Genomic DNA, 23,360 nt, shown 5'->3' with positions numbered 1-23,360 from the left:
TCCTGGCTTGCGGTGATGGCGCAGCCATGCGCGCGCCCAAGCCGGGAAGCCGGAGCGGCGGGCGTCAATTTGCCTAAACGGTTGCAAATGTCCGCCTTTAGGCCGCCATCCTTTGGGCACATTGGGGGGAGAATATCGGTACCGTATTATCAGTCCCTTAAGGGACCCGCCGCCCCGCCGGGCGCGGAAGGGGTAACCCTGATAAGCACCGGCCTTCAGAGAAAGGGCTCAAGCCATGTTCCGTCTGCGCCTGCCCCGTCTTCCCCGCGCCCGTTTGGGCCGCGCCCATGTGGCCGCCGCGATGTTCACCGCATTGGTGGCTTTGCCCGTCGCGGCCAAGGCGGAATACGCCTACACCGCCAGCGGCACCATCCTGCGCGCCGGGCCTGGCGGCGGCTATCCCGCCATCGCCAGCCTGCCGCCCGGCGTCTCGCTGAACGTCTATGGCTGCTTGGCCGGGTGGTCGTGGTGCGACGTGGATTTCCAGGGATATCGCGGCTGGCTCTACGGCGGCAGCCTGATGTACCCCTACCAGGGCCAGCGGGTGTACCTGCCGCAGTACGGCGGCGTGATCGGCCTGCCCATCATCACCTTCTCGTTCAACGATTACTGGGGGCGTTACTACCGCGACCGGCCGTGGTTCGCCGACCGCCACCGGTGGGAGCGGCTGCCCCCGCCCCGGCCCATCTATCATCCCGGCCACGACTTCCGGCCCGGCCCCGGCCCCGGCCGGCCCGGCTGGGACCATTGGGACCGTCACGACTACCGTCCCGGCCCGGGGCCAGGCCGGCCCGGTCCAGGCCCCGGCGACCATCACGACGGCCCTGGCCCCGGCCGGCCGGGGCCAGGCCCTGGCGGTGACCATCATGGCGGCCCGGGGGGCGACCATCACGACGGCGACCACCGTGGCGATGGGGACCACGGCCCCCATCGCTGAGCGCGGGGCCGGCGTCAGCCGGCCACGGCCGTGACCTCGGCAGGGGTCCCAGGCAGCGCCTGCGGGCCATGCGGCGCCGCCTGCAGGCGCAGGCGGACAAGACCGTCGGCCCCGATGGGCGCGGCCATGACATGATAAGCCGTGCCAGTGACGCGCCCCTGCCAGATCCACCCACTCCCGGCCGGCCCCTCCCCCGCGGCGTAGACGTCGTGATAGGCCGCCGTGGGATCGGGCGCCCACCGCAGGCGCACCTCGGCCCCATGTCCATCCGACGCGGCGGCGCATGCCTCCACCGTGAATCCACGGGGCGCCGGCATCGGGAAATCGCCAGGCCACGCGCCGAAATAAAGCTCACCGACGCGGACGTCGATCGGCAACGGCGCGTCATCCGTCGAGGCGGCCCCCAGGAGCACGGCCGCGATGGTCCGGCCGCGATAGGGCGCCAGCGGCAGCGTCAGCCGGGACCATCCATCCGGCAGCGCCTGGCGTCGTGCGCCGTCCAACCTCAGCCATTCGGGCCTGGCCGGCGCGTCGGCGAACACCAGTCCCAGGCGCATCGCGCCAGCCCCCTGCCCCTTCAGCACCAGTTGGGCCACACCATCGGGCGCGCCGTCCACCGCCAGCGCGGTTTTATACAGCCACACCCGCGTCGCGTTGGACGGCCTCAGCAAGCCTTTGATACCAAGGGAGGAACCGCCGTCGAACGCGGTGTCGTGGGCGTAATCCACCGACAGCAGCTCCGCCGCCCCGGGAACGGGACCAGCCATAGGCTCAACCCGCCACTGCCACGTGGGCAGGATGTCCTGGATGCCCAGGTTGTACCAGGGCCGCTCCGCCACGACGGCGCCGCCGACATGGAAGCGGTCCCCTTCGCCCGTGTTGAAGCGGGTGACGAACGGGAAGGACCCGATGACCGAGCGCTCGGCGATGAAGTTGGCGACGCCGTAGGTCATGGGCAGGTTCAACTGGTCCGTGGCCTTGGGTGCCGCCGGATCGTGGTCGGTGTACCGGTGGCGTCCACGGGGACCGGGAAGATAAGCCTGGGCCTGCGCGGGGTCCGGCGCGTTATCGTGGGCCGGGTTCTGTGACTGCCCACTGAAGAACATCCGCTCCAGCGTTCCCAGGATGCGCCGGTCGGCCAGCGCGCCGGCCGCCTCACCCGGCGCCGGGGAGGAGGTCCGCACGGCGCGCAGCAGGGTGCGCAGCCCATCCTCCACGCTGTAGACCTGCAGGGCGCCGTATGCGTAGGCGCCATCGTTGGGATGGATGACCTGGGGCGCGGCGGCACCCAGATAGCCGGGGCCCGGGTATAGCTGGAAACCGAAGTACGCCACGGCGCGGGGGTCGAAGCCGTTCGCCAGGCAGTAGCCCCGCACCTCCAGCGGCTGCACCGGCGCGCCGGAGCAGCAATTGCCGGGCCCGCCGTACCGGCTCCATCCCTGGTCCAGCATGGCGCTGTCGGGGAAAGCCTCGCCCGGCCGCCCCTCACGGCGGCGCATGAGCCAATTCATATCGGTGCCGCCATCGTAGAACTGGATGTGGAAATCGACGAGGCCGCGCCGCTTCGCCTCGTCGCGCATCGCGGCGATCCAATCCAGGACTTGGGCCTCCGCCTCTTCCGTCCCGTTCTCGAAGTTCACGAAATAGCCGTCGAAGCCGAAATAATCGGCCAAGTCCACCAGGCGGCGCGCGACCTCCGGCATCGGTGCGGCGCTGCCGTCATAAAGGCGGTGGTCGGGCTGGAAGATCGTGCCCAGGGCCAGGGCGCCGTTGCGATGCGCCACGTCGACCAGGGCGGGATTGGGAATGACGCCGGTGCCGCGCCAGCCCACGACGATGTCGTGATAGGTGAAGATGCGGGGCACCTGCACACCGCCCGGCAGGGGGACCCCATAGCGGCGGCGCATCAGCGCTTCCTCGGGGATGCCGGCCGCCAAGGGGCCGTAGCAATCGGACAGGCTGGCGACACCCGGCAGCGGATCCAGTGCTGGGTGGGCCTGGGTGGCGGGGAATGGCGCGATGCGCCGCGCCCGCCGTATTTGCGATCGGAAATAAGGCGCGTCCGCGTCGCGCCGGGGGTCATAGTCCATCAAGGCCTGGAAGGCATCCGCCCCGGCCCCGCCGGGAGCCAAGGGATAGCGCGGAAGCAGGCGGTCGCCACCTGGACCTTCGCCCGCCGCGCGGGCCGTCGAAAGCGGAATCGGCGTGGCCCCCGCGGCGAGCGCCGCCAGAGCCAGGGACGTGAAACCGCGGCGCGTCAGCCCCGATGCCTCGGGAATGGCCGCCGCCAAGATATCCGCCATGCTGGGCTCCTCAGAGAAAAGGCCCCGCGCGGCAGCCGCGCGGGGCCGTACCGGCATCAGAACGAGACGGTGAAGCCCATCTGCACCATGCGGCCCAGGGCATCATAGACCTGGGGGATGGTGTTCGAACGGGCCAGCGAGATGTTGTAGGAGTTGGCCACGATGGGCGGCATCTTGTCCGTCAGGTTGTTGACGGTCAGCCGCAGGCTGATCTGGTCGTTGACCATATAGCCGACGGCCACGTCGAAGTAATCGTAGGACGGGATGTAGGTGAACGTGCTGACATGCGTGGCGGCGCTGGAACCCAGGGCCGGATCATCGCTGTTGGCGGCGTTGGTCACGCCGGAGATATGACGCCAGTTGAGGGAGACGCTGTAGGCGCCGCCGTCACGGATGTAGGTGCCGCGCAGGTTATGCGTCCAGGCCGGGAACGGCTGGTTGCAGCGCGGGCCGAAGTAACCGACGCAGCTGGCGGCCAGCGAGTTGGGCGTATCCTGCCCACCCGTGCGGGTGCTCAACGACCCATTGAAGTCGAAGTCCAGATGGCCGCCCAGCTCCGGCACCGGAAGCAGATACTGGGCCTGGAAGTCGTAACCCTCGGCGAAGGTCTTGTAATTGTTGGTGTTGCCATAGGTGACGAAGCCGGTGCTGGGCGTGCCGCCGCGCACCGTGTCGTAGCTGGTGAGCGACCCGTCCGGGTTGCGGTTGAAGTGGCTGCAATAATAGGCGGTGGCGAACAGCGCGCAGCTGCTGCTGTAAAAGTCGTCGTAGTTAAAGCCGATCGAGCTGTCGATCATGATCAGGTAACGGTCGGCCGACAGGGTCAGGCCGGGCAGGAAGGTGGGCTTCAGCACCGCGCCGTAGGTCAGGGTGTGCGCCGTTTCGGGGTCCAGCACGAAACCGCCCTGGCGCGCCAGGCAGGCGTTGTCGTCGCACTGCTTGATATGCCCGTACTGGGCGGCGGTCACACCGGTCAGCTGGCAGGCGGCGAGACTGGCCGTGGGGTTGCTGCCGGCGCAGATGTCGGGGCCGCCCGAGGTGAAGTCGATGGCCTGGTTGTTCTCATAAATGTTGGGGGCGCGGGCCGCCTTGTTGTAGCTGGTGCGCAGGGTCACGTCCGGCACCGGGGCATAGGTGCCCTCGATCTTCCAGGTGGTGAAGGTATCGGGATTGGTGTCGTACTTCGACCAGCGATACCCGCCCTGGGCGGACAAGAGGTGCACGAAAGGCTTGTCCTGCACCAGCGGCGCCTGCACCTCGATATAGCCTTCCTTCACGCTCTGGCTGGCCTTGAAGTTGCTGCCATACCCCGCGTTGCTGACGAAGGCGTCGTCGACGGTGTTGTTCTCCATGTCCTTGCGGTATTCGGCGCCGAAGGCCACCGCCAGGCCATCCTTCGCCAGGGGGCTGGTGACGCCATAGCGCCCCAGATCGCCATTGACGTTGACCGTGGCGTCCCACAGGACGCCGACCTGTTCCTGCGTGCCGCCATAGCCGCCCTCATAGAAGTTGACCAGGGCCTGGCTGCCACCGTTGGCGACGAAGATGTTGGCGGGGACGCAGTTGGGGCTGGTGCCGGCCACCTTGGCGGCGCAGGTGGGCGTGCCATTGACGTTGACGACGTTCAGGGAGTCGGCCTGCGTCTGGTAGACCGGATTCTCGAAAGCCGGCTTGTAGGTCTTGTCGAACCGGGCGTACACGCCGCCGACATCATAGTGCCAGGCGTCCCAGACCTTGCCGCGGAAACCGGCCGTGACGCGCTGGTTTTCGTTCAGATAGTAGTCCTTCAGCTGCGCCGTGCCGTCGAACTGATAGCGCACCTCGGTCGGCATCAGGGTGCTGGTGCCCGCCAGGGAACCGCACAGCGCCTGCTGCTGCTGCGCCGACATCAGCGGGTTGTTGCAGTTGATGTTGTAGGCGGACTCGCCAAACGTCGACGGCGAATAAAGCCGCGAGGTGCGGAACTGGTTGTAGGAGGTGTCGCTGGAAATCAGGTAAGAGCCATAAAGCTCCACGGAATCCGTCAGGTCATAGTTCAGGAACAGACCGCCGTTGATGCGTTCATCCTGCCGCTGCAGGTAATAATCCTGGTACGAATTATAGGCATAGGTCTGGTCGCGGGTGACGAAGGTCTGGGAGCCGTTCTTGGCGTTTGAGAAGACCCGGCCCGCGTTATCCCCCGACTGGGGGCTGAAATAGCCGTACTTGGAATAGGTGGAGGTCTGGCAGGACAGCGGGCCGTCGGTGGTGGACTGGATCAGGCCGCAGGCGGAGAAGTCGCGGTCCTTGTAAAGCACCGGTTCCGTCCGGCGATAGTCGGCGAAGGCGCGCACGTTCAGGCGCCCGTCGGCGAACTTGCCACCCCAGGCGGCATTGAAGTCCCCGCGCCCCCCGTCCCACGCCTGGCCATTGGGCGAACCGATGCCGTATTTGTCGGCCACCGGCTGCACGATGGTGCGCTGGTTGTAGTGGTCGAAAAGGCTGTAGTTGCCGCTGACCTGGAAACCGGTGAACTCCTTCTTCAACATGAAGTTCACCACGCCCGCCACGGCGTCCGAGCCATAGGCGGCGGAAGCGCCGCCACTGAGCACGTCGATGCGCTCCAGGAAGGCGACGGGGATGACGTTGATGTCCAGGCCGATGTTGGTCGCCACCCGCTGGCCATCGATCAGCGTCAGGGTGCGACCGAAACCGATGCGCCGCAAATTGATCTTCTGCGCGCCGTCGCTGTCCTGATAGGTCTGCTGGTTGTCGGGTGACACCTGGGGCAGGCGGTTCAGGATGTCCTCGACGTTCAAGGCGCCCGACTGCTGGATTTCCAGCGACGTCACCGACGTGATGGGCGCCGCCGACGTGATGTTGGGCCGAGCCGCGATATGCGAGCCCACGACCACCACCTCAGTCAGTTCGGAGCCATCGGTCCCCCCGTCCGCATTCTGCGCCACCTGCCCGGCCACCGGCGCGGACTGGGCCCCTGCCATCATCGGCAGGGCTATGACGCCCAGGACCGTGCCCAGCGTCAGGGATGTGATCCTTCGTGAAACCATCGTGTGCTCCCGTTCTGCTTCGTTGCGTTTTTGTGTTTAATAAATTTATTTTCATTAATCGTAGCATATGTGAAATCAGTTTCAATGCCAAAAATGAAACCAGTTTCACACACACCGGGGGCGTCGGCCTGGAACGCGCCGACGCCCCGATCGAAGGGCGATCCGCATACGAATTCTTGTTGTGCTCCGCCCCCCCTTCCATGCCATGAAAGGTGGGCTGGCTGGATTTCCGGCCGGCCGCGAGAAGCCTGCGCAACGCCTTACAAGCGCAGGGGAAAATCAAGGATCAGGGAGGGGATCGCATGGTGCCGGTAGCAGGCATGGCCTGGATCGACTACGCCATCGTGGCGCTGTATCTCATCGGCATCATCTCATTGGGGCTGTACCTGGCCCGCCGTCATTCCTCGACCGAGGATTTCTTCCTGGCGTCGCGCGGCACCACCTGGCCCGTCATCGGCCTGGCGCTGCTGGCCTCCAACATCTCGTCCACCACGCTGATCGGCCTGGCGGGTGCCGCCTACGGCACCGGCATCTCGGTCTACAATTACGAATGGATGGCCGCGGCCGTCCTGGTGTTCTTCTGCGTCTTCTTCCTGCCCTTCCTGCTGCGGTCCAAGGTCTACACCCTGCCGGAGTTCCTGGAGCGGCGGTACAGCGGCCTGGCGCGCAGCTATTTCTCAGGCCTGACCCTGTTCCTGAACCTGGTGGTGGACACGGCCAGCGCCCTCTACGGCGGCGCCCTGCTGTTCAAGCTGCTGCTGCCCGATGTGCCCCTGTGGGAGATCGTCATCGTGCTGGCCGTCTCGGCCGGCATCTACACCATCGCCGGCGGCCTGCGCGCCGTGATCTATACCGAGACCATCCAGGCCGTGCTGCTGCTGACGGCCTCATGCGTCATCGCCGTGCGCACCTTCCTCAAGGCCGGCGGCTGGGACGCGGTCATGGGGGCCGTCGATCCCGCCAAGCTGTCGCTGATCCGCCCCTTGAGCGACGCGGCCGTGCCCTGGCCCGGCCTGCTGACCGGCGTGCCCCTGCTGGGCTTTTACTTCTGGTGCACCAACCAGTTCATGGTGCAGCGCGTGCTGTCGGCCAAGGATGAGAACCACGGCCGCTGGGGCAGCCTGTTCGCCGGCGCCCTGAAGCTGCCGGTGCTGTTCCTGATGGTGCTGCCCGGCACCGCCGCCATCCTGCTGTACCCCAACCTGAAATCGCCGGACCTGGTGTTCCCCACCCTGCTGTTCGGCCTGTTGCCCGCCGGCCTGGTGGGCCTGGCGGTGGCCGGCTTCATGTCGGCGCTGATGTCGTCCATCGCCTCCACCTTCAATTCCGCCTCCACCCTGTTCACCATGGACTTCGTGCGCCGCTGGAGGCCGGAGATGCAGGGCGCCGCCCTGGTCCGCGTGGGCCGCATGGCCACCCTGGTCATGGCCGTGGCCGCCATGGCCTGGGCACCGCAGATCGAGCATTTCGGGTCGCTGTGGCAGTACCTGCAGGTCATCATCGCCTATGCCGTGCCGCCGGTGATGGCGCTGTACCTGGTGGGCATCTTCTGGCGCCGGGCCAACGCCGCCGGGGCCGCCGCCTGCATCGCCGCCGGCGTCCTGGGCGGGGCGGCCCTGTTCGTGGCGAACACGGTGCTGGACGTGGTCAGCATCCACTTCCTGTACGTGGCACCCCTGCTGTTCGTGTTGTGCGCCATCGTGCTGGTGCTGGTCAGCCTGGCCACGGCGCCGGACGCGGCGGAGAAGTCCGCCGGCCTGGTCTGGACACCCGCCTTCTTCCGGGAGGAAAGCGTGCGCCTGGCGCATGAACCCTTCTGGCGCAACTACCGCGTCCTGGCCGGCCTGCTGCTGGCCGCCACCGCCATCATCGTCTACACCTTCCGCTAGGGGGCCCATCCATGGGTGATCCGCTGCGGGTGTTGCCGCCCGGCACCATCCGGCCTGACCTGAAGGATCCCGAGCCGCGACGCGCATTGCGGGGACGCGGGGCCGATTGCTATCATCCGCGCCCAGGGGAGCACCAAGAGGCCGGAAGCAAGGGGATGCGGGTCAAGCGTCCGACATCGTTCGACATCGCCGAACTGGCCGGCGTGTCGCAGTCCACCGTGTCCCGCGCCCTGCGCAACGACGCGATGGTCAGCGAGGACACCCGCCAGCGCGTGGCCCAGGCGGCCCGCCTGCTGAACTATAAGGTCGATGTCAACGCCCGCAACCTGCGCTCGCAGAAGACCAACACCCTGGCCCTGCTGCTGTACGAAGACCCGGTGACCAGCCAGTCGCTGATCAATCCCTTCTTCCTGTCCATGCTGAGCAGCATCACCAAGGCGTCCGCCCGGCGCGGCTATGACCTGCTGATCAGCTTCCAGCAGTCCAGCGACGACTGGAGTGCCGACTACGCCGCCTCCAAGCGGGCCGACGGCCTGATCTTCCTGGGCTATGGCGACTATCTGCGCTACGTCGACAAGATCAGCCGCCTGGACGAGGTCAGCACCGCCTTCGTCACCTGGGGCCCCGTGGTCCCGGGCCAGCCGGGGCATTTCATCGGATCGGACAACATCCAGGGCGCCCGCGAGGGCGTGCGGCACCTGATCGCGCGCGGCCGCAAGCGCATCGCCTTCCTGGGTGACATTTCGGAGCATTGCCCCGAGTTCCGCGACCGCTACACCGGCTATGTCGAGGCGCTGGGCGAGGCCGGCCTTCCGGTGATCGAGGCGCTGTACGCCGACGCCGCCGCGTCGGAGGAGGCCGGACATCAGGCCATCCTGAACCTGATCGACCGCCAGGGGCCCATCGACGCCGTGTTCGGCGCCTGCGACCTGCTGGCCATCGGCGCCATGAACGGCCTGCGCGAACGGGGCCTGCGCGTCCCGCAGGACGTGGCGGTGGTGGGCTTCGACGACATCGTCGCCGCGCCCTTCACCTCCCCACCCCTCACGACCATCCGCCAGGACACGGCGGCGGCGGGGGAATTGCTGGTGGAAAACCTGCTGCGCCTGATCGACGGCCGCCCCATCGAAACGGCGCAGATCGCCACCAGCCTGGTGATACGGGACAGCTGCGGCGGCGTCTGATCCCCTTCGGGACGGGCCGCTACACCCCCGGTTGTTGCCAACACCCCAGGCGTACGGTATCCCGGTGGTGGGGACGGCAAGGGGGGCGTCGTTGGGGCGACCGGGCATACACCCCGATTGGAGTTGGACGTGCTGCAACGACCCAGCTACGGGCGATCCCTGATTTCCATGCTGTCGGACCTGTCGGGGCCGGACACCCGGGCCGAAGGCCTGGCGACGCTGGAGACGTCCGGCTATCTCACACCCGCGTTGCGGGAAGCCTGGGCGGCCGAGCTGGCCCGACCCAAATACGCCATCCGCTATCTCAGTGGCATCGTCTCGCAGGAAAAGGTGCGGGTCGAGAAGCTGCTGCGCCAGGTGGGCGGGGAACTGACAGCGGTCAAGACCCACGCCGTCATCGCCAATTTCAGCCAGGCCTTGAAGGTCTGCGGGCAGGATCACCGCCTGGACCCCGACCGCATCCGGCGTTCCCGCATCCTGGACTTCGGTGCCGGCGTGTGGTCGTCGCTGTCGGCCTCCCTCATACTTTACGCCATCGGGTTTGAGCAGGCCGACGCATTCGAACCCTTCCCCATCGGCCCGGACATGGTGGCGGAAAGCGTCTTCCAGACCATACGCTGGCTGTACGACACGCCGGGCATGTTCGCCCTGTTCGGCGCCACGCCGCAGGAAATGAAGCGGCGCGTGGCCGCGCTGGATTTCTCGGGCCTGGAGGAAAGGCTGGCCGAGCTGAACGCCGGCGGCCCGCGCGGGGTCGACTTCGGTCCCGTCCGGCTGTTCAACAACATCGACATGATGGACAACGGGTATTATGACCTGGTGTGCAGCAATTCGGTGCTGGAGCATGTGGAGGACATGCGCGGCGCCCTGGCCCGACAGCGGGAGATCCTGAAGGACGACGGCGCCTGCGTGCACACGGTGGACTTCACCGACCACCGCGCCATCTCGGCCGACCGGGAGGACATCGAGCATTCCTTCCACATGTACTACGACGGCATCCTGGATGAGGTGAACGGCCTGCGCGCCGGGGACCTGGAATCCTTGTTCGTGCTAAGCGGCTTCCACGGCAGCGTCGTGCGGCTGATGGCGGCGCCCGAGGGCTACATCGACCACACCCGCCTGCACCCCCGCTTCGCCCACTACTCCCCGGCGGACCTGGCGGCGGCGGTCAACAGCTACGTGCTGACCAAGGCCTGAAGACTCCGCCCATCCGCAGGCGCGCCTGGCCCCGCGGCGGCCCGCAGCGCTGATGCCCGGGGCCGGCCGGGCATCGCAGTCACTCACGGCTTGGTCGCGTAGCGCACCGCCACGGGGGCGTAGAGGTCCCAGACCCCGCCGTCGTGCAGCGATCGCAACAGCTTCACATACTCCGCGTGCGCCCAGGCCAGCGGCGTCGCGCTGTCGGTGCCGGCGCCAGCCTTGTACCCGCGGCCGCCGTCGCTGCCCACGCCATCCCACACCTGTTCCGGGATCATCAGGCCCTGGTTGGCGAAGCGCTCCAGGGCGCGAACGTAGGTCGTGCGGATGGCATCCACCTCCGCCGGCTTGGCCCCGCCGGCCTTGGCCGCCGCCAGCGCCAGCTCGTAATGCCCGCGCTCGCCCGTCAGCAGGGGCCAGACGCGGCCGCGCTGGGTCGGGGTCATGCTGCCGCTGACGGCATAGTTGGCGCCGGTCGCCCGGTCCTCGCCATAACCGTCGTTGCCGTAGCGGCGCCAGCCGGGGTAGGCCGTGGCGTCGCCATCGAAGTGGAAGGTGTATTTGACGCGCAGGTTCTCCGGCAGCGTCTCGTCATCCAGCACGGCCAGGCTGGCCTTGATGACGGGGTCGCTGGGCGCCCGCACGCCATAACGCACCAGCTCCAGGAAGCCGCCGTCGACATAGGCGTCCTCGGTCAACGCATGCTGCCCGTTGCGCACCGCCAGGGGCGTGTGGGCGTTGGGCTGGCCCGTGGGCGCGATGCGCAGGTAATACCCCGCTTTCGAACCTTTCGGCGCCAGCTGTCCGTTGGTGGTGACCGTCGCGGCCTCCAGCCCGGCGGAATAGGTGTCGGCGGCGGCGTAGTAGCGCTTCACCGACGCCTCATCCCCCGCCTGGCCCGCCAGTTCGGCCGCCGCCGCCAAGCCGGCGATGACCGCCGCCGTGGTGGAGGGGGAGTTGCCCGCCTGCTCCTCCCAGCGTTCCTGCTGGGTCACGGGCGGGTGGATGGTTTCCTTGTTCCAGCCGATGCCGGCGGTGCCGCCCTTGACCAGGAAGTCGGCGGCCGGCTTCACCATGCTGGTGTAGAGCGCGGTGGCCTCGGCGTCGCTGATGACGCCGTTGCGCCACAGGCGCCAGGCCAGCATCAGCGGCATGGCGGTCTGGTCCAGCTGCACGCCCACCCATTCCGGTGTGCCGTCCACATGGGTCTTCTGCAGGAACCAGCCACCGTCGCCATGGTTGCCCGGCGTCTTCGGCCCCACCTGAATGGTCTTCAGGTAGGCCAGCGCCGCCTTGGGCGTCTCGCTGTCACCCAGGGCCAACAGGGCCATGGCGCATTGGTAGAAGTCGCGCGGCCACACGGCCTTGTAGCCCGTCTCCGGCTTGTCGGCCTTCTGCGTGTCGCCCCAGGGGGCGGACAGCGAGGCGATCAGCGCGCCGGGATGGGTCTTGTCCTCCTGCGCCTTCAGCACCAGGGCGCTGGCGTACAGCAGCTTGCCGCCATCCATGGACATCTTGGCCAGATCCGGCAGGGGCGCCAGCTTGGCCTGGTAGCCTTCCCAGCCGGCATCGTAGTCCGCCAGCACCGCGTCGTGCCCGCGCTTCAGCGTGGCCGTCGCGGCGGCGTCCGCCGCCTTGGCGCTGTCGCCGAAGCCGACGACGATGTCGAAGGTGGCTTCCCCCGTCACGGGCGCCAGGGCGCCGGCCAGGGCGACGTTGCCGGCCTTGTCGCCGGTGGTGGTGTAGCTGTCGTCCAGCTTGCCCGCCTTTTGCAGCTGCGTCAGCCCGTCGGAGGCGCCGACGAAGCCCACGCTGGCGGCCTTGAAGCCCGGGGCGGTCTTCACCACCAGATGGCGGTCGCCCTCATAGGCATGCAGGGCGCCGTCGATCACATCGGCCTTGTCACCGCCGCCGGTACCGGCCATCTGCGGGTCCACCAGCAGGTACGGGGTGACCGTCCCGCCCCTGGCCCGCACCGTCACGCGCACCACCAGCGTGTCAGCGGCGGGGTCGGTGAAGACCTGCTTCTCGATCTCGTACTTGCCGTTCCTGGCCTTGTTCACGACCTTGTAGGCCAGCGAGCGGGGACGGCCGGCGGCATCGACATCCAGGTAGCTGGTGGTGCTGTCGGTATTCTTGTCCTCCACATCCAGGAAGCCCTCGCCCTGGATCGCCAGCTTCAGCTCGCGCAGTTGCACCTCATGGATCAGGCCGTACATGGTCTCGGTGACCACACCCTTGGCCAGCGAGAACCAGACGCGCGACGGCACCGCCTTGCCCGCCTGCGCATCGTACGCGTGGTAGGCCGTGCCGATGCCGGTCTTGCCCGCGTAGGCGCCCGTCGCCGCCTGTCCCGGCGCCCCCGGTGCCACGGCGGCGAAAGCGGCCCCCGTCATGCTTGAGGCCAGCAGCATCGCCATCAGCGCGGCCGCCCGTTTCCGTCCCATCGTCTTATTGTTCGTCATTCCATCACCAGGCTTTGAAACCATTGCCGCCTACTGTCCGCCGACCGGGAATCCCCAGGGGTTTGAATACGTATGGGTTGACCGCGGTGGAAGGGGGAAATACGTATGCGGCGAAACACCGGTACCCTTCTCACCTTCCCTTGCCCGCCACCAGCTGCACGGCCGCCCCGCCGCCGCGCGCCAGCGGCAGGCTCAGCGTGTCGCCCTGGTGCACGGCGCGGGTTTCCACAATCATGGGATGGCCGTCGGTGTGCCAGTCGGCGTTGGGGCCGTCGCGGTAGATGTGGGCGGTGTAGTCGCGGCCGGCGTCCAGGAAGTCCAGGGTCACGGTCAGGGTGCGGGGCTGGTCGTCGCCCACGCTGCCCACATACCAGTCGTCCCCCTTCCGGTCCTTGCGGGCGAAGGTGGCGTACTGCCCGACCTCGCCATTCAGCACGCGGGTGTCGGACCAGTCGACCGGCACCGCCTTGATGAAGGCCAGGGCGTCCGGGTACTTGGCGTAGTTCTCCGGCAGGTCGGCCAGCATCTGCACCGGGCTGTACAGCACCACGTACAGCGCCAGCTGCTTGGCGAGTGTGGAGGGGATGCGGGTGTTGTCCTTGCCCGTCAGGCTGACCACACCGGGGGTGAAGTCGAAGGGGCCGGACAGCATGCGGGTGAAGGCCAGCGTCGCCTCATGGTTGGGCGGGTTCTTCGGGTCGCCCCAGGCGTTGTATTCCATGCCCCGCGCCCCTTCCCGCGCCACCCAGCTGGGATAGGTGCGGCGCAGGCCCGTGTCCTTGATGGGCTCATGGCTGTCGATGGCGATGTGGCGCTTGGCCGCCTCCGTCACCACGCGCAGGTAATGGCGGGACATCCACTGGCCGTCGTGCCATTCGCGCAGGGTCGTGCCGTCGGGTTCCACCCGCTCGATATCACCGTCATCGGTGACGTAGCCGGTCTTGATGGCGGGGATACCCAGGCCCTGGGCGTAATCCAGGGCGGCGTCCAGCTGGCTTTCATAATGGCTGACGGAACCGCCGGTCTCATGATGGCCGATCAGGTTCACGCCCTTGGACTTGGCATAGGCGGCCATGCCGGCCCAGTCCAGGTCCGGCGTCGGCTTTTTGAAGTCGAAGTCGTTGCCGTTGCCGAACCACTGGCCGTCCCAGCCCACGTTCCAGCCCTCCACCAGCACGCCGCCGATGCCGTTGGCGGCCGCGAAGTCGATATGCCTGCGCACGTTGGCGGTGGTGGCGCCGTGCTTGCGGCCGGTGGCCCAGCTGGCGGACCCCAGGTGCATTTCCCACCACACGCCCACGAACTTCTCCGGCTTCACCCAGCTGACGTCGCCCAGGGCGTTGGGCTCGTTCAGGTTCAGCTCCAGGTGCGACTGGTAAAGGCCGCCGGCGCTGTCGGCGAAGATCAGGGTGCGCCACGGCGTGGTGAAGGGCGCCTGGCGCACCACGCGGGCACCCAAGGGGCTGGGCGACAGCGTGGCCTTCAGCCGCTGACCATCCACCCGCCGCACCCACATGCCGGCATAGTCCACCAGCGCCGCCTCATGCAGGGCGATGTGGGTGCCGTCGTCGGTGCGGATGGTCAGGGGCGTGTGGGCCTGGCCCAACTCCGCCAAGGCCGTGTGGTTGTAGATGTATTCGTAGCTGTCCCACTCCCCGGCCGGGGTCCACCACGCCTCCCCCTTGCGTACGACGGCGAACTCGGTCAGCTCGTCGGCGATGCGCACGGTCTTCAGCTGCGGCTGGTCGGGGAATTCGTAGCGGAAGCCGACGCCATCGTCGTAGGCGCGGAACACCACGTCCAGCTCGCGCGCGGCGCCCGCCTTTTCCTTCAGCCGCACCCGCAGTTCGTTGAAATGATTGGCAATGGTGCGCCATTCGCCCCAGGGCTGTTCCCAGGTTTCATCCACCGTGCGGGTGGACTGGCCGGCCAGAGTGAAGCCGCGCTCCATCTTGGGCGCGTCGGTGAACAGGAAGCCCAGGCGGGACGAGGCGATAACTTCCGCTCCCTTGCGGGTGACCGCATAGGCGGGACGCCCCTCCCCATCCAGCTCCACCCGCACGGCGAGGGTACCGGCGGGGGAAGCGACGGTGGCCACGACCTTGGCCGGTGTTTCCGCCAGGGCCGGCAACGCCACAAGGACCACCGCCAAAACCACCAGCGCCCCCAGGCGCCTTGTCAGGGAAACCATCACCACCGCCCTCCCATTTTATTCTTTTTGGACCACAGCCTTACGGCCGCGACAGCACCAGCCCGCCGAAGGGCGGCAAGGTCCAGCCCTGGGTACCGGACTGGGGTTCACCCACGCTGTCCACCACCGGCCAGTTCGCCCCCTCGGGCGTCGTCCAGGCCCCGGGCCCGAAGTTGAACAGGCACAGCAGCGTCTCGTCGCCATGGCTGCGTTCGAAGGCCAGCACGTGCTCGCCGGCCTCGACAAAGCGCATCCCGCCCACGGCCAGCGCCTCATGGGCCTTGCGCAGGCCCAGCACCCGGCGGGTCAGCGCCAAGTGCGAGTGGGGGTCGGCCTGCTGCCGGTCCACCGCCATCGCGTCATGGTCGGCGCCCACGGGCAGCCAGGGCTGGACCGTGCTGAAGCCGGCGTTGGGGGCGCCGGACGTCCACGGCATGGGCGTGCGGGCGCCGTCGCGGCCCAGGGTCAGGGGCCAGTTGGCGATGGCCTCGGGGTCTTGCAGCTGCTCGAACGGGATGGACACCTGGGTCAGCGCCAGTTCCTCCCCCTGGTAGAGGAAGATGTTGCCGCGCAGGGTGACCAGCAGCAGCGCCGCCATGCGGGCGAAGGCCGCCCGATCCTGCGGCTTGGCCCAGCGCGAGACGCAGCGCGGCGCGTCGTGGTTGGAGAAGGCCCAGCTGGGCCAGCCCAGGCCAGGCTCATCCGGCCATAGCTCCAGCGCCTTGCGCACCAGGGCCGGGGTCAGGGTGTCGGCGTAGAGGAAGCTGAAGTCGTAGGCGCTGTTCAGCCGCGTGTTGCCGGCGGTGAAGGCCTTCATCTCGCGATCGGCATCGGGGCCGCCCACCTCGGCCACCGTGAAGCGGTCGCCGCCGTAGCTGTCCAGCACGCCGCGGATGCGCTCCAGGAACTTCGGGATGTCCGGGTGGGACATGTTCTTGGAATGCAGCTGGAAATCGAAGGGCCGCGTGCGCACGGCGCGGGTGTCCGGATTCACCGGATTGTCGGTGAAGGCCGGGTCGTGCATGGAGAAGTTGATGGCGTCCAGGCGGAAGCCGTCCACCCCCCGGTCCAGCCAGAAGCGCGCCACGTCCAGCAGGGCGTCCTGCACCACCGGATTGTGCACGTTCAGGTCCGGCTGTTCGGTCAGGAAGTTGTGCAGGTAGTACTGGCGCCGCCGCGCATCCCAGGTCCAGGCCGGGCCGCCGAAAACGGACTGCCAGTTGCAGGGCGGGCTGCCGTCGGGCTTGGCATCGGCCCAGACGTACCAGTCGGCCTTGGGGTTGGTGCGGTCCTGGCGGCTTTCCTGGAACCACGCGTGCTGGTCCGAGGTGTGGGAATAGACCTGGTCAATGATGACCTTGAGGTTCAGCGCATGCGCCCGGGCCACCAGGGCGTCGAAGTCGGCCAGGGTGCCGAACAGCGGGTCGACATCACGGAAATCGGACACGTCATAGCCGAAGTCGCGCATGGGGGAGGTGAAGAAGGGCGACAGCCAGATGGCGTCCACGCCCAGGCTGGCGACATGGTCCAGATGCCGGGTGATGCCGGGCAGGTCGCCCACCCCGTCGTTGTTGGCGTCGGCGAAACTGCGCGGATAGATCTGGTAGATCGCCGCCCCGCGCCACCAGGGTCGGGCGCCGCCCGGTCCGGTATGGGTGGGGTGTTCCATGGTCATGAAGCCTCTCCAGATGCGCAGACAACGTAATCAAGGGGGGCCACCCGGACAGCATAGCTGCCGGGGGCGGTAGGGGCAGGGCCGCATGAGCCGTGCAAGGCGGTGAAAGTGGTCCACTGGCTGCCCACCTCAACTTGGGCGTTCACCGGTTGGGTCCCGGTGTTGACGGCCACCAGCACCTCTCGCCCGCTGGCCGGATCGATACGGGACACCGCGAACAAACCCGGCTTCTCACCGGCATAGCGCAGGACGCTGCGACCATGGCGCAACGCCGGCTCCGCCTCCCGCAGGCGCGCCATTTCGGCCAGGGCCTTGTACAGCGGATGGTCGGGGTTGAAGCTGGGCGCGGCCGTGGTGGCGGTCGTGCCCACCAGGCGTTCGGCGTTGTAGGCCGCGACGCGGCTGCCGAACATGTCCTCGCGGCCCGCCCGGTCCTCCCCGCCGCTGAAGCCCTGCTCATCCCCCGAATAGACGACGGGAACGCCACGCTGGGTGAACATCAGGGCGTTGGCCAGGATGACGCGCTTCAGGATCTCGTCCTCGCCGGCATGAGGGAAGGCCTTGCGGGCGAAGTAGGCGAAGCGGCCGTGGTCGTGGTTGCTGACGAAGGTGGGCAGCTGCCGCGCCGCGTCCTCACCGCCCTCGTACAGGGCGTCGCCGTCCAGCATCAAGGCCAGCCTGTCGGTGCCCTTGGTGCCGGCCACCGTGTCGACCACGGCGCGGCGGAAGGCGAAATCCAGCACGGCCGGCAGCTTGTCCACCCGCGTGTGTCGGGCCAGGATGGCCACCCGGCCGTCAGTGTCCGCCACCTCGCCGAAGACATGGAAGTGGGCGATACCCTTGGCCTTGGCGCGCTCCAGCATGGCGGGCACGAAGGCCTGCCAGAACTCCGGGTTCACGTGGCGGGTGGTATCGATGCGGTAGCCGTCGATGCCATAGCGGTCGATCCAGGCGCCGTAGATGTCGATGAAACCCCGCACCACGGCCGGATGCTCGGTCATCACGTCGTCCAGGCCGCCGAAGTCGCCGTAGAGGGAGCTTTCGCCCTTGAAGGTGGATTTACCGCGGTTGTGGTAGTAGCGGGGGTCGTTCAGCCACTCCGGCGCCTTAACATGCCGTTCCGCCTCGGGCACGAAAGGCGTGTAGGCGTAGGCGGGGTCCGTCAGCCGCGCGAAGTTCTCTTCCGTCCGGACATCATCGCCCTGGAAGCCGGCGTTGATGGCCGGACCGGCCGGGCCGCCCTTGCGGGTGTAGGGATAGTCGGCCTTGGAGCGGTAGGGACACGGCTTGCCCACACATTCCTTGTATTGGATGACGTCCGCGGTGTGATTGATGACGATGTCCAGGTAGACCTTCATGCCGCGCGCGTGCGCCGCGTCCACCAGGGCCTTGAAGTCGTCGTCGGTGCCCAGATGCGGATCGACGTGGGTGAAGTCGGTGATCCAATAGCCATGATAACCGGCGGACTGGTGGCCGGGCGCGCCCTGCACCGCCTTGTTCTTGAACACCGGGCCCACCCACAGGGCGGTCGCGCCCAGGCCCTGGATGTAATCCAGCCGCCGGATCAGGCCCTTGAGGTCGCCGCCGTGATAATAGCCGCTGTCCGTCGGGTCGTACCCCGTGACCGAGCGGTCGCCACCCAGCCCGCCCGTGTCGTTGGCGGTGTCGGCGTTGTCGAAGCGGTCGGGCAGCAGGAAATAGACGACCTCATCCTCCGCCAGCCGGTCGCGATAGTCCGCCGCCCGCGCCGGCGGGAAGCCAACCAGCGACAGGGTCCCGGCGGCGATCATCATGGTGGTGGCAAGCAGCGCCAGGCGGCGGCTGAAGGGCGTCATGCGGTCCTCGTGTGGCTGTCGGCCTCGCAGTGGCGGGCGATGAAGTCGGCATGGGTGGGCATGGCGTCCACCTCGCGCGCCACGGCCGCCTTGATGTCATCAAGGAAACGGCGCAGGTCCTCAACCGAGAGCTGATCGGCCAAGGGATGATAATCGCGTGGCCAGACGCCCTGCCCCAGGAAGACATGCAGCCAGCTGACCTCGCTGAACAGTTCGTCATGGTCGCGGGCCACACGGCCCAGCGCCCGGAAGACGCGCATGCGGCGGGCCAATTCCTCAGGCACGGGCCGCTCCCGGCATTCCCGCCAAAAAGGGCTGTCGGCGCGTTCCGTCGCGGCGTAGTGCAGGATGATGAAGTCGCGGATGCGCTCATACTCGATGGCCGACGCGCGGTTGAACTCGTCCGCCACGGCGGGATCGACCCCCCCGTTGGCCAACGAATGGTTGGGCAGCAGCGTGATCAGACGGGAAATCGCGGACTGGACCAGGTGGATGCTGGTGGATTCCAAGGGCTCCATGAACCCGCCGGCCAGGCCCACGGCCACGACGTTGCGGTTCCAGAAACGGCGGCGCCGGCCGGCGGTGAAACGCAGCTGCCGCGGCTCGGCCAAGGCTTCGCCGTCCAGATTGGCCATGAGCGTGGCGGCCGCCTCGTCATCGCTGACATGGCGGCTGGAATAGACGTAGCCGTTGCCCGTACGGTGCTGCAGCGGGATGCGCCACTGCCAGCCGGCGGGCCGCGCGGTGGAGCGGGTGTAGGGCGTCAGGGCGGCGGCCGACCCGTCATGCGCGCTGGGCACGGCCCAGGCCCGGTCGCAGGGCAGCCAGTGCGTCCAGTCCTCGAACCCGGTGTTCAGCGCCTGCTCGATCAACAGGCCGCGAAAGCCGGAGCAGTCGATGAACAGGTCCCCGGCGACGCGCGTGCCGTCCGCCATCTCCACCGCATCGACGAAGCCGTCGTGGGCGCGCAGCACGGTGCGGACGATCTTGCCCTCCGTCCGGCGCACGCCCCGCTGTTCCGCGAACCGCCGCAGATAGCGGGCGTAAAGCCCGGCATCGATGTGGAAGGCGTGGGCCAGCGGCTCAAGCGGGCTTTGCCGGCGCGGGTCGGGCCGGATGAAGCGTCCGCGCCGGGCTGCCACACTGTTCAGGATGTAAGGTTCCCAATCATCCGTCAGGCCCAGGCGGTAGGCTCGCAGCCAGAAATCCTGGAAATGGCCCAGCCCCAGCGACCGGCTGAAAGCGCCGAAGCTGTGCAGGTAACGGTGTCCCGGCCGCAGCCAGTCCACGAATTCGATGGCCAGCTTGATGGTGCCCTGGGTCTGACGCAGGAAATCGTTTTCGTCCAGGCCCAAGGCGCGGTTGAAGATGGCGATGGGGGGAATGGTCGCCTCGCCCACGCCCACGGTGCCGATCTCTTCGGATTCCACCAGATGGATGCGGTGGCCGCCGGGACCGAGGATGTGGCTGAAGAGGGCGGCCGTCATCCATCCGGCGGTGCCGCCGCCAACGATGACGATGTCGCGGAGGGGGGCGAACGTCATGGCCTGTCTTCCAGGTCGCTGTTGCCGGTACGTCCCCACCGGAGCGGGGAAAAGGGTGAGGCGGGCCCGGGTTCACTTGGGTCTGGGCCCGCCTCACGAGGGCTCGGGGAGAAAGGCGAGAGGCGCCCGCCGGCCGGGATGCCGGCGGGAGACCCCACCCTATCGGCTCAGTACTTGTAGGAAGCGCCGAGCAGATAACGGACGCCGTACTTTTCGTACCGCCAATTCTGCGTGGTATCGCCGTTGTAGTAGGTGATGACCGGCTCGTCGGTCAGGTTCTGGGCCTGCAGGACGATGGACAGGCCCTTCAGGGCGCCTTCACCGAAGTCGTAGCTGACCTGGGCGTCGACCAGGGTCTCCGGCACCGCCATGTCGAACTCGCGGCCCTGGCCGAAGCCCGTCTGTTCCGACAGGTAGCCGGAGCGGTGGGTGACCGAGACGCGGGCGCCGAAGCCGCCGTTCTCGTAGTAGAGCGTGCCCTGCTCCGTCCACTTGGAGTAGCCGGCCACCGGCAGCGTGCTGTTGCCGCTGCCCACACCCTGGGAACCCGCCTGCAGGTCGGTCTCCGTCCAGCCGGCGGCGCCGTTGATGCCGAAGCCTTCCAGCTTGGACCACACCATGTCCAGCGGCACGGCGAACGCGGCTTCCACGCCCTCGATCATGCCGCCGGTGCCGTTCACGGGTACGGTGACATAGCCCAGGTTGGTGGCCGGCGTGGCGGCGGAGTTGGTGTTGATGCCGGTGAAGTCGGTCAGCGTGCTCTTGTTGTAGATGTTGTTTTCCAGGTTCTTGTAGAACGCCGCCACAGACAGGTAGCCGGCCTTGTTGAAATAATATTCGTAGGACAGGTCGACCGCGTCGGCGTACCAGGGCTTCAGGTAGGGGTTGCCGCCGGTGCCGCTCCACGGGCCATTGTTGGGATTGGAAATCCCGGCCTTGGAAGCGTCGAAGCCGTAGGACAGGTTGGCCTGCATCTGGTCCATGCGGGCGCGCATCATCTCACGGGCGGCGCCCAGGCGGATCTGATGGTCCGGGTTGGGCAGGACGAAGGCCAGGTTCAGACTGGGCAGCAGGTCGGTGTAGCCGACACCCTGGGTCCGGTCCTGGTACTTGTTGGCGGCGACGATGGCGACGCCGGTGGACGACTGGTCGGTATGGACCAGTTGCAGGCCGACATTGCCGGTGACCCTCACCGCGCCCAGGTTCCCGTCCACGTCCGCCTTGACGAAGCCGGTCGTGACCTTCTCAGTCACCGTGTAATGGCTGTCGCTGGTGCAGTTGGCGCGGTACTGGGCGCAGGGCACCAGGCTGTAGACGCCGCGGGACAGCAGTTCCACCGGGTTGTAGGCGACGGTGTTACCCAGGCCGATCCAGCTGAGGTCGGCGGTGCCCACCATGGCCCAGGACGGAATGGCGGCGCTGGCGCCCTTGACACCGGTCAGCGGATCGACCGCCGCGGTCAGGTTGGACGTCAGGGTGACGTACCATTCCGGCTGGTAGTATTCCTTGTTGCGCTCGGTGTAGTTCACGCCGATGTCGATGTCCTTGAGGAAGGCGACTTCGTGGAAGTCCTTCTTCAGGTCCCCCCTCAGCGAGAGCAGGTCGTCGTGCACCCGCGGCTTGTTCAGGTAGCCGTTCTGGGCGTAGGGGGTGGTACCGCCGTTCCAGTTATTGGGATCGGTCAGCTTGATCAGGTTGGGGTCGGCATAATTCAGGTTGTGGGTGTACTGGTACCCCGCCTCATTGGTGCCGACATTGGTGAAGCCGATGGTGTCGGTGGCGCCCGACGACCCGCTGGAGCCGGTGCCGAAGTAGGATTCGAAGCGGGTGGTGGTCCGATCGGCCAGGCTGTAGCCGGCGTCCAGGGTGCCGGTCCAGTCGCCCTTGGTATACTGGCCGTTCCAGCCGATGGAGTACAGGTCGGACTGGGTGCTGCCCACGTCGCTGCGGCCCACGCCCTTCACGCCGCTGAACGCGCCGCTGGTGATCATGTTGCCGACGGTGGTGTAGCCGGGCAGCAGCGCCACGGCCGGCTGGGCGCCGATGGCCGAGCCATTGCCCCACTGCAGCGGCATCTCGATGCCGCGCTGCCACTGGTAGTCCTGATAGTGGGTGTAGAAGAAATCCAGAGAGGTGGTGAAGTTGTCGGTGGGCTTGTACTGCACCGTGCTCATGATGCCGGTGCGGTTGAACTCCTCGGAGTTGGCGCGCACCTCGTCACCGCCGATGACGTAGCTACCGTTGGACAGCTGCGGATAACCCCAGACACGCGAGGTTTCCTGCTGCGTGGGGGAATTCAGGTGCGCGATGGACAGCGACACGCCCAGGGTGTTGTGGGCGAACTGGTCGATGTAGGTGGCGCTGGCGCGGTAGCCCTTGTCTTCGCTGTCTGAGTTCAGCTTACCGATGGAGGTCTGCTCATACCGCGCGGAGGCCGACAGCACCTGCTTGCCGTAATCCAGCGGGCGCACGGTTTGCAGGTCCACGGTGCCGGCCAGGCCCTGCGCGGTGAAGCCGGCCTGCGGGGTCTTGTAGACCACGGCGCTGCTGATGATTTCCGAGGGGTAGAGGTCGTATTCGACGCTGCGGTTGTTGCCGGTCGACACCTGCTCACGCCCGTTCAGGGTGGTCAGGGTGAAGTCCGGGCCCAGACCGCGCAGGCTGATGACCTGGGCGCGGCCGTCGACACGCTGGGCGGCCAGGCCGGGCAGGCGGGCCAGCGATTCAGCGATGGAGTTGTCCGGCAGCTTGCCGATGTCTTCGGCCGAGATCGCTTCCACGATCTGGCTGGCGTCGCGCTTCGCCTCGATCGCCGTCTCCAGCGAGTGGCGGAAGCCGCTGACGACGATTTCCTGCATGTCATCATTGGCGGCGGCGGCATCGGCCGGCGCGCTCTGCGCCAGGGCGGAGCCGTGCATCATCAGCACGGTGGCGCTGACACCCAGGGCCAACCTGGCGGCCAAACTGATCTTCATGTTCCTCATGGCACCCTCCCCTTAAGTCTCGCCTTACGCGGGCCGTTACCCGGCCCAGTTGCTGCTGTTCTTCAAAGCGTCCGCCCGAACGCGCGGATACCCCCCGGGCTTCCCCGGC

Annotated in this window: 12 protein-coding genes; 4 read left to right on the top strand and 8 right to left on the bottom strand. The window is 67.6% G+C overall.

Going from position 1 to position 23,360, the window contains the following annotated elements:
• Positions 1 to 235 precede the first annotated feature (235 nt).
• Positions 236 to 937 (top strand): SH3 domain-containing protein, encoded by a 702-nt coding sequence (locus UAA55_RS04270; protein WP_322951419.1) that lies wholly within the window; start codon positions 236 to 238, stop codon positions 935 to 937.
• A 14-nt stretch (positions 938 to 951) separates the two neighbouring features.
• Here UAA55_RS04270 and UAA55_RS04265 read toward each other — a convergent pair whose 3' ends face one another.
• Positions 952 to 3,240 (bottom strand): endo-beta-N-acetylglucosaminidase, encoded by a 2,289-nt coding sequence (locus UAA55_RS04265; RefSeq protein ID WP_322951418.1) that lies wholly within the window; start codon positions 3,238 to 3,240, stop codon positions 952 to 954.
• Between the two features lie 56 nt (positions 3,241 to 3,296).
• Positions 3,297 to 6,287, bottom strand: a complete 2,991-nt coding sequence (locus UAA55_RS04260) for a TonB-dependent receptor domain-containing protein (RefSeq protein WP_322951417.1) — start codon at positions 6,285 to 6,287, stop codon at positions 3,297 to 3,299.
• 302 nt (positions 6,288 to 6,589) lie between these two features.
• On the opposite strand from UAA55_RS04260, the gene UAA55_RS04255 reads away from it, so the two are divergent.
• The 3 genes from UAA55_RS04255 to UAA55_RS04245 all read left to right on the top strand — a co-directional run bounded on the left by UAA55_RS04255 (position 6,590) and on the right by UAA55_RS04245 (position 10,557).
• Complete coding sequence (locus UAA55_RS04255; protein ID WP_322951416.1) at positions 6,590 to 8,176, top strand: sodium:solute symporter; 1,587 nt, start codon at positions 6,590 to 6,592, stop codon at positions 8,174 to 8,176.
• Between the two features lie 155 nt (positions 8,177 to 8,331).
• The gene (locus UAA55_RS04250; protein ID WP_322951415.1) at positions 8,332 to 9,360 is read left to right on the top strand and encodes a LacI family DNA-binding transcriptional regulator; all 1,029 of its coding nucleotides are present in this window, start codon (positions 8,332 to 8,334) and stop codon (positions 9,358 to 9,360) included.
• A 129-nt stretch (positions 9,361 to 9,489) separates the two neighbouring features.
• Complete coding sequence (locus UAA55_RS04245) at positions 9,490 to 10,557, top strand: class I SAM-dependent methyltransferase (protein WP_322951414.1); 1,068 nt, start codon at positions 9,490 to 9,492, stop codon at positions 10,555 to 10,557.
• 83 nt (positions 10,558 to 10,640) lie between these two features.
• Here the strand turns inward: UAA55_RS04245 and UAA55_RS04240 are convergent, their stop codons facing one another.
• The 6 genes from UAA55_RS04240 to UAA55_RS04215 form a co-directional block, all read right to left on the bottom strand.
• Entirely contained in the window at positions 10,641 to 13,022 is a 2,382-nt protein-coding gene (locus UAA55_RS04240; RefSeq protein WP_322951413.1) for a glucan 1,4-alpha-glucosidase, read from the bottom strand.
• Positions 13,023 to 13,152: 130 nt separating this feature from the next.
• Positions 13,153 to 15,213 (bottom strand): glycoside hydrolase family 97 protein, encoded by a 2,061-nt coding sequence (locus UAA55_RS04235; protein ID WP_322951924.1) that lies wholly within the window; start codon positions 15,211 to 15,213, stop codon positions 13,153 to 13,155.
• A gap of 40 nt (positions 15,214 to 15,253) precedes the next feature.
• Positions 15,254 to 16,888: an alpha-glucosidase family protein gene (locus tag UAA55_RS04230; RefSeq protein WP_322951412.1), complete on the bottom strand. Its 1,635-nt coding sequence runs from the start codon at positions 16,886 to 16,888 to the stop codon at positions 15,254 to 15,256.
• Positions 16,885 to 18,723: an alpha-amylase family glycosyl hydrolase gene (locus tag UAA55_RS04225; protein WP_322951410.1), complete on the bottom strand. Its 1,839-nt coding sequence runs from the start codon at positions 18,721 to 18,723 to the stop codon at positions 16,885 to 16,887. The genes UAA55_RS04230 and UAA55_RS04225 overlap by 4 nt, the downstream gene beginning before the upstream one ends.
• Entirely contained in the window at positions 18,720 to 20,267 is a 1,548-nt protein-coding gene (locus UAA55_RS04220; RefSeq protein WP_322951409.1) for a tryptophan halogenase family protein, read from the bottom strand. The genes UAA55_RS04225 and UAA55_RS04220 overlap by 4 nt, the downstream gene beginning before the upstream one ends.
• A 167-nt stretch (positions 20,268 to 20,434) precedes the next feature.
• Entirely contained in the window at positions 20,435 to 23,251 is a 2,817-nt protein-coding gene (locus UAA55_RS04215; protein ID WP_322951408.1) for a TonB-dependent receptor, read from the bottom strand.
• Positions 23,252 to 23,360: the final 109 nt, after the last annotated feature.

This window comes from Nitrospirillum guanabarense (genome assembly GCF_034653355.1).
Taxonomy (GTDB): domain Bacteria; phylum Pseudomonadota; class Alphaproteobacteria; order Azospirillales; family Azospirillaceae; genus Nitrospirillum.
The sequence above is the reverse complement of the archived record's forward strand: the minus strand, read 5'-3'. Positions and strand labels throughout refer to the sequence as shown.

Excerpts from the sequence above, each read along its gene's own strand:
- UAA55_RS04270 (WP_322951419.1), top strand. The coding sequence starts at position 236 with ATGTTCCGTCTGCGCCTGCCCCGTCTTCCCCGCGCCCGTTTGGGCCGC.
- UAA55_RS04265 (WP_322951418.1), bottom strand. The coding sequence starts at position 3,240 with ATGGCGGATATCTTGGCGGCGGCCATTCCCGAGGCATCGGGGCTGACG.
- UAA55_RS04260 (WP_322951417.1), bottom strand. The coding sequence starts at position 6,287 with ATGGTTTCACGAAGGATCACATCCCTGACGCTGGGCACGGTCCTGGGC.
- UAA55_RS04255 (WP_322951416.1), top strand. The coding sequence starts at position 6,590 with ATGGTGCCGGTAGCAGGCATGGCCTGGATCGACTACGCCATCGTGGCG.
- UAA55_RS04250 (WP_322951415.1), top strand. The coding sequence starts at position 8,332 with ATGCGGGTCAAGCGTCCGACATCGTTCGACATCGCCGAACTGGCCGGC.
- UAA55_RS04240 (WP_322951413.1), bottom strand. The coding sequence starts at position 13,022 with ATGACGAACAATAAGACGATGGGACGGAAACGGGCGGCCGCGCTGATG.
- UAA55_RS04235 (WP_322951924.1), bottom strand. The coding sequence starts at position 15,213 with ATGGTTTCCCTGACAAGGCGCCTGGGGGCGCTGGTGGTTTTGGCGGTG.
- UAA55_RS04230 (WP_322951412.1), bottom strand. The coding sequence starts at position 16,888 with ATGACCATGGAACACCCCACCCATACCGGACCGGGCGGCGCCCGACCC.
- UAA55_RS04225 (WP_322951410.1), bottom strand. The coding sequence starts at position 18,723 with ATGACGCCCTTCAGCCGCCGCCTGGCGCTGCTTGCCACCACCATGATG.
- UAA55_RS04220 (WP_322951409.1), bottom strand. The coding sequence starts at position 20,267 with ATGACGTTCGCCCCCCTCCGCGACATCGTCATCGTTGGCGGCGGCACC.
- UAA55_RS04215 (WP_322951408.1), bottom strand. The coding sequence starts at position 23,251 with ATGAGGAACATGAAGATCAGTTTGGCCGCCAGGTTGGCCCTGGGTGTC.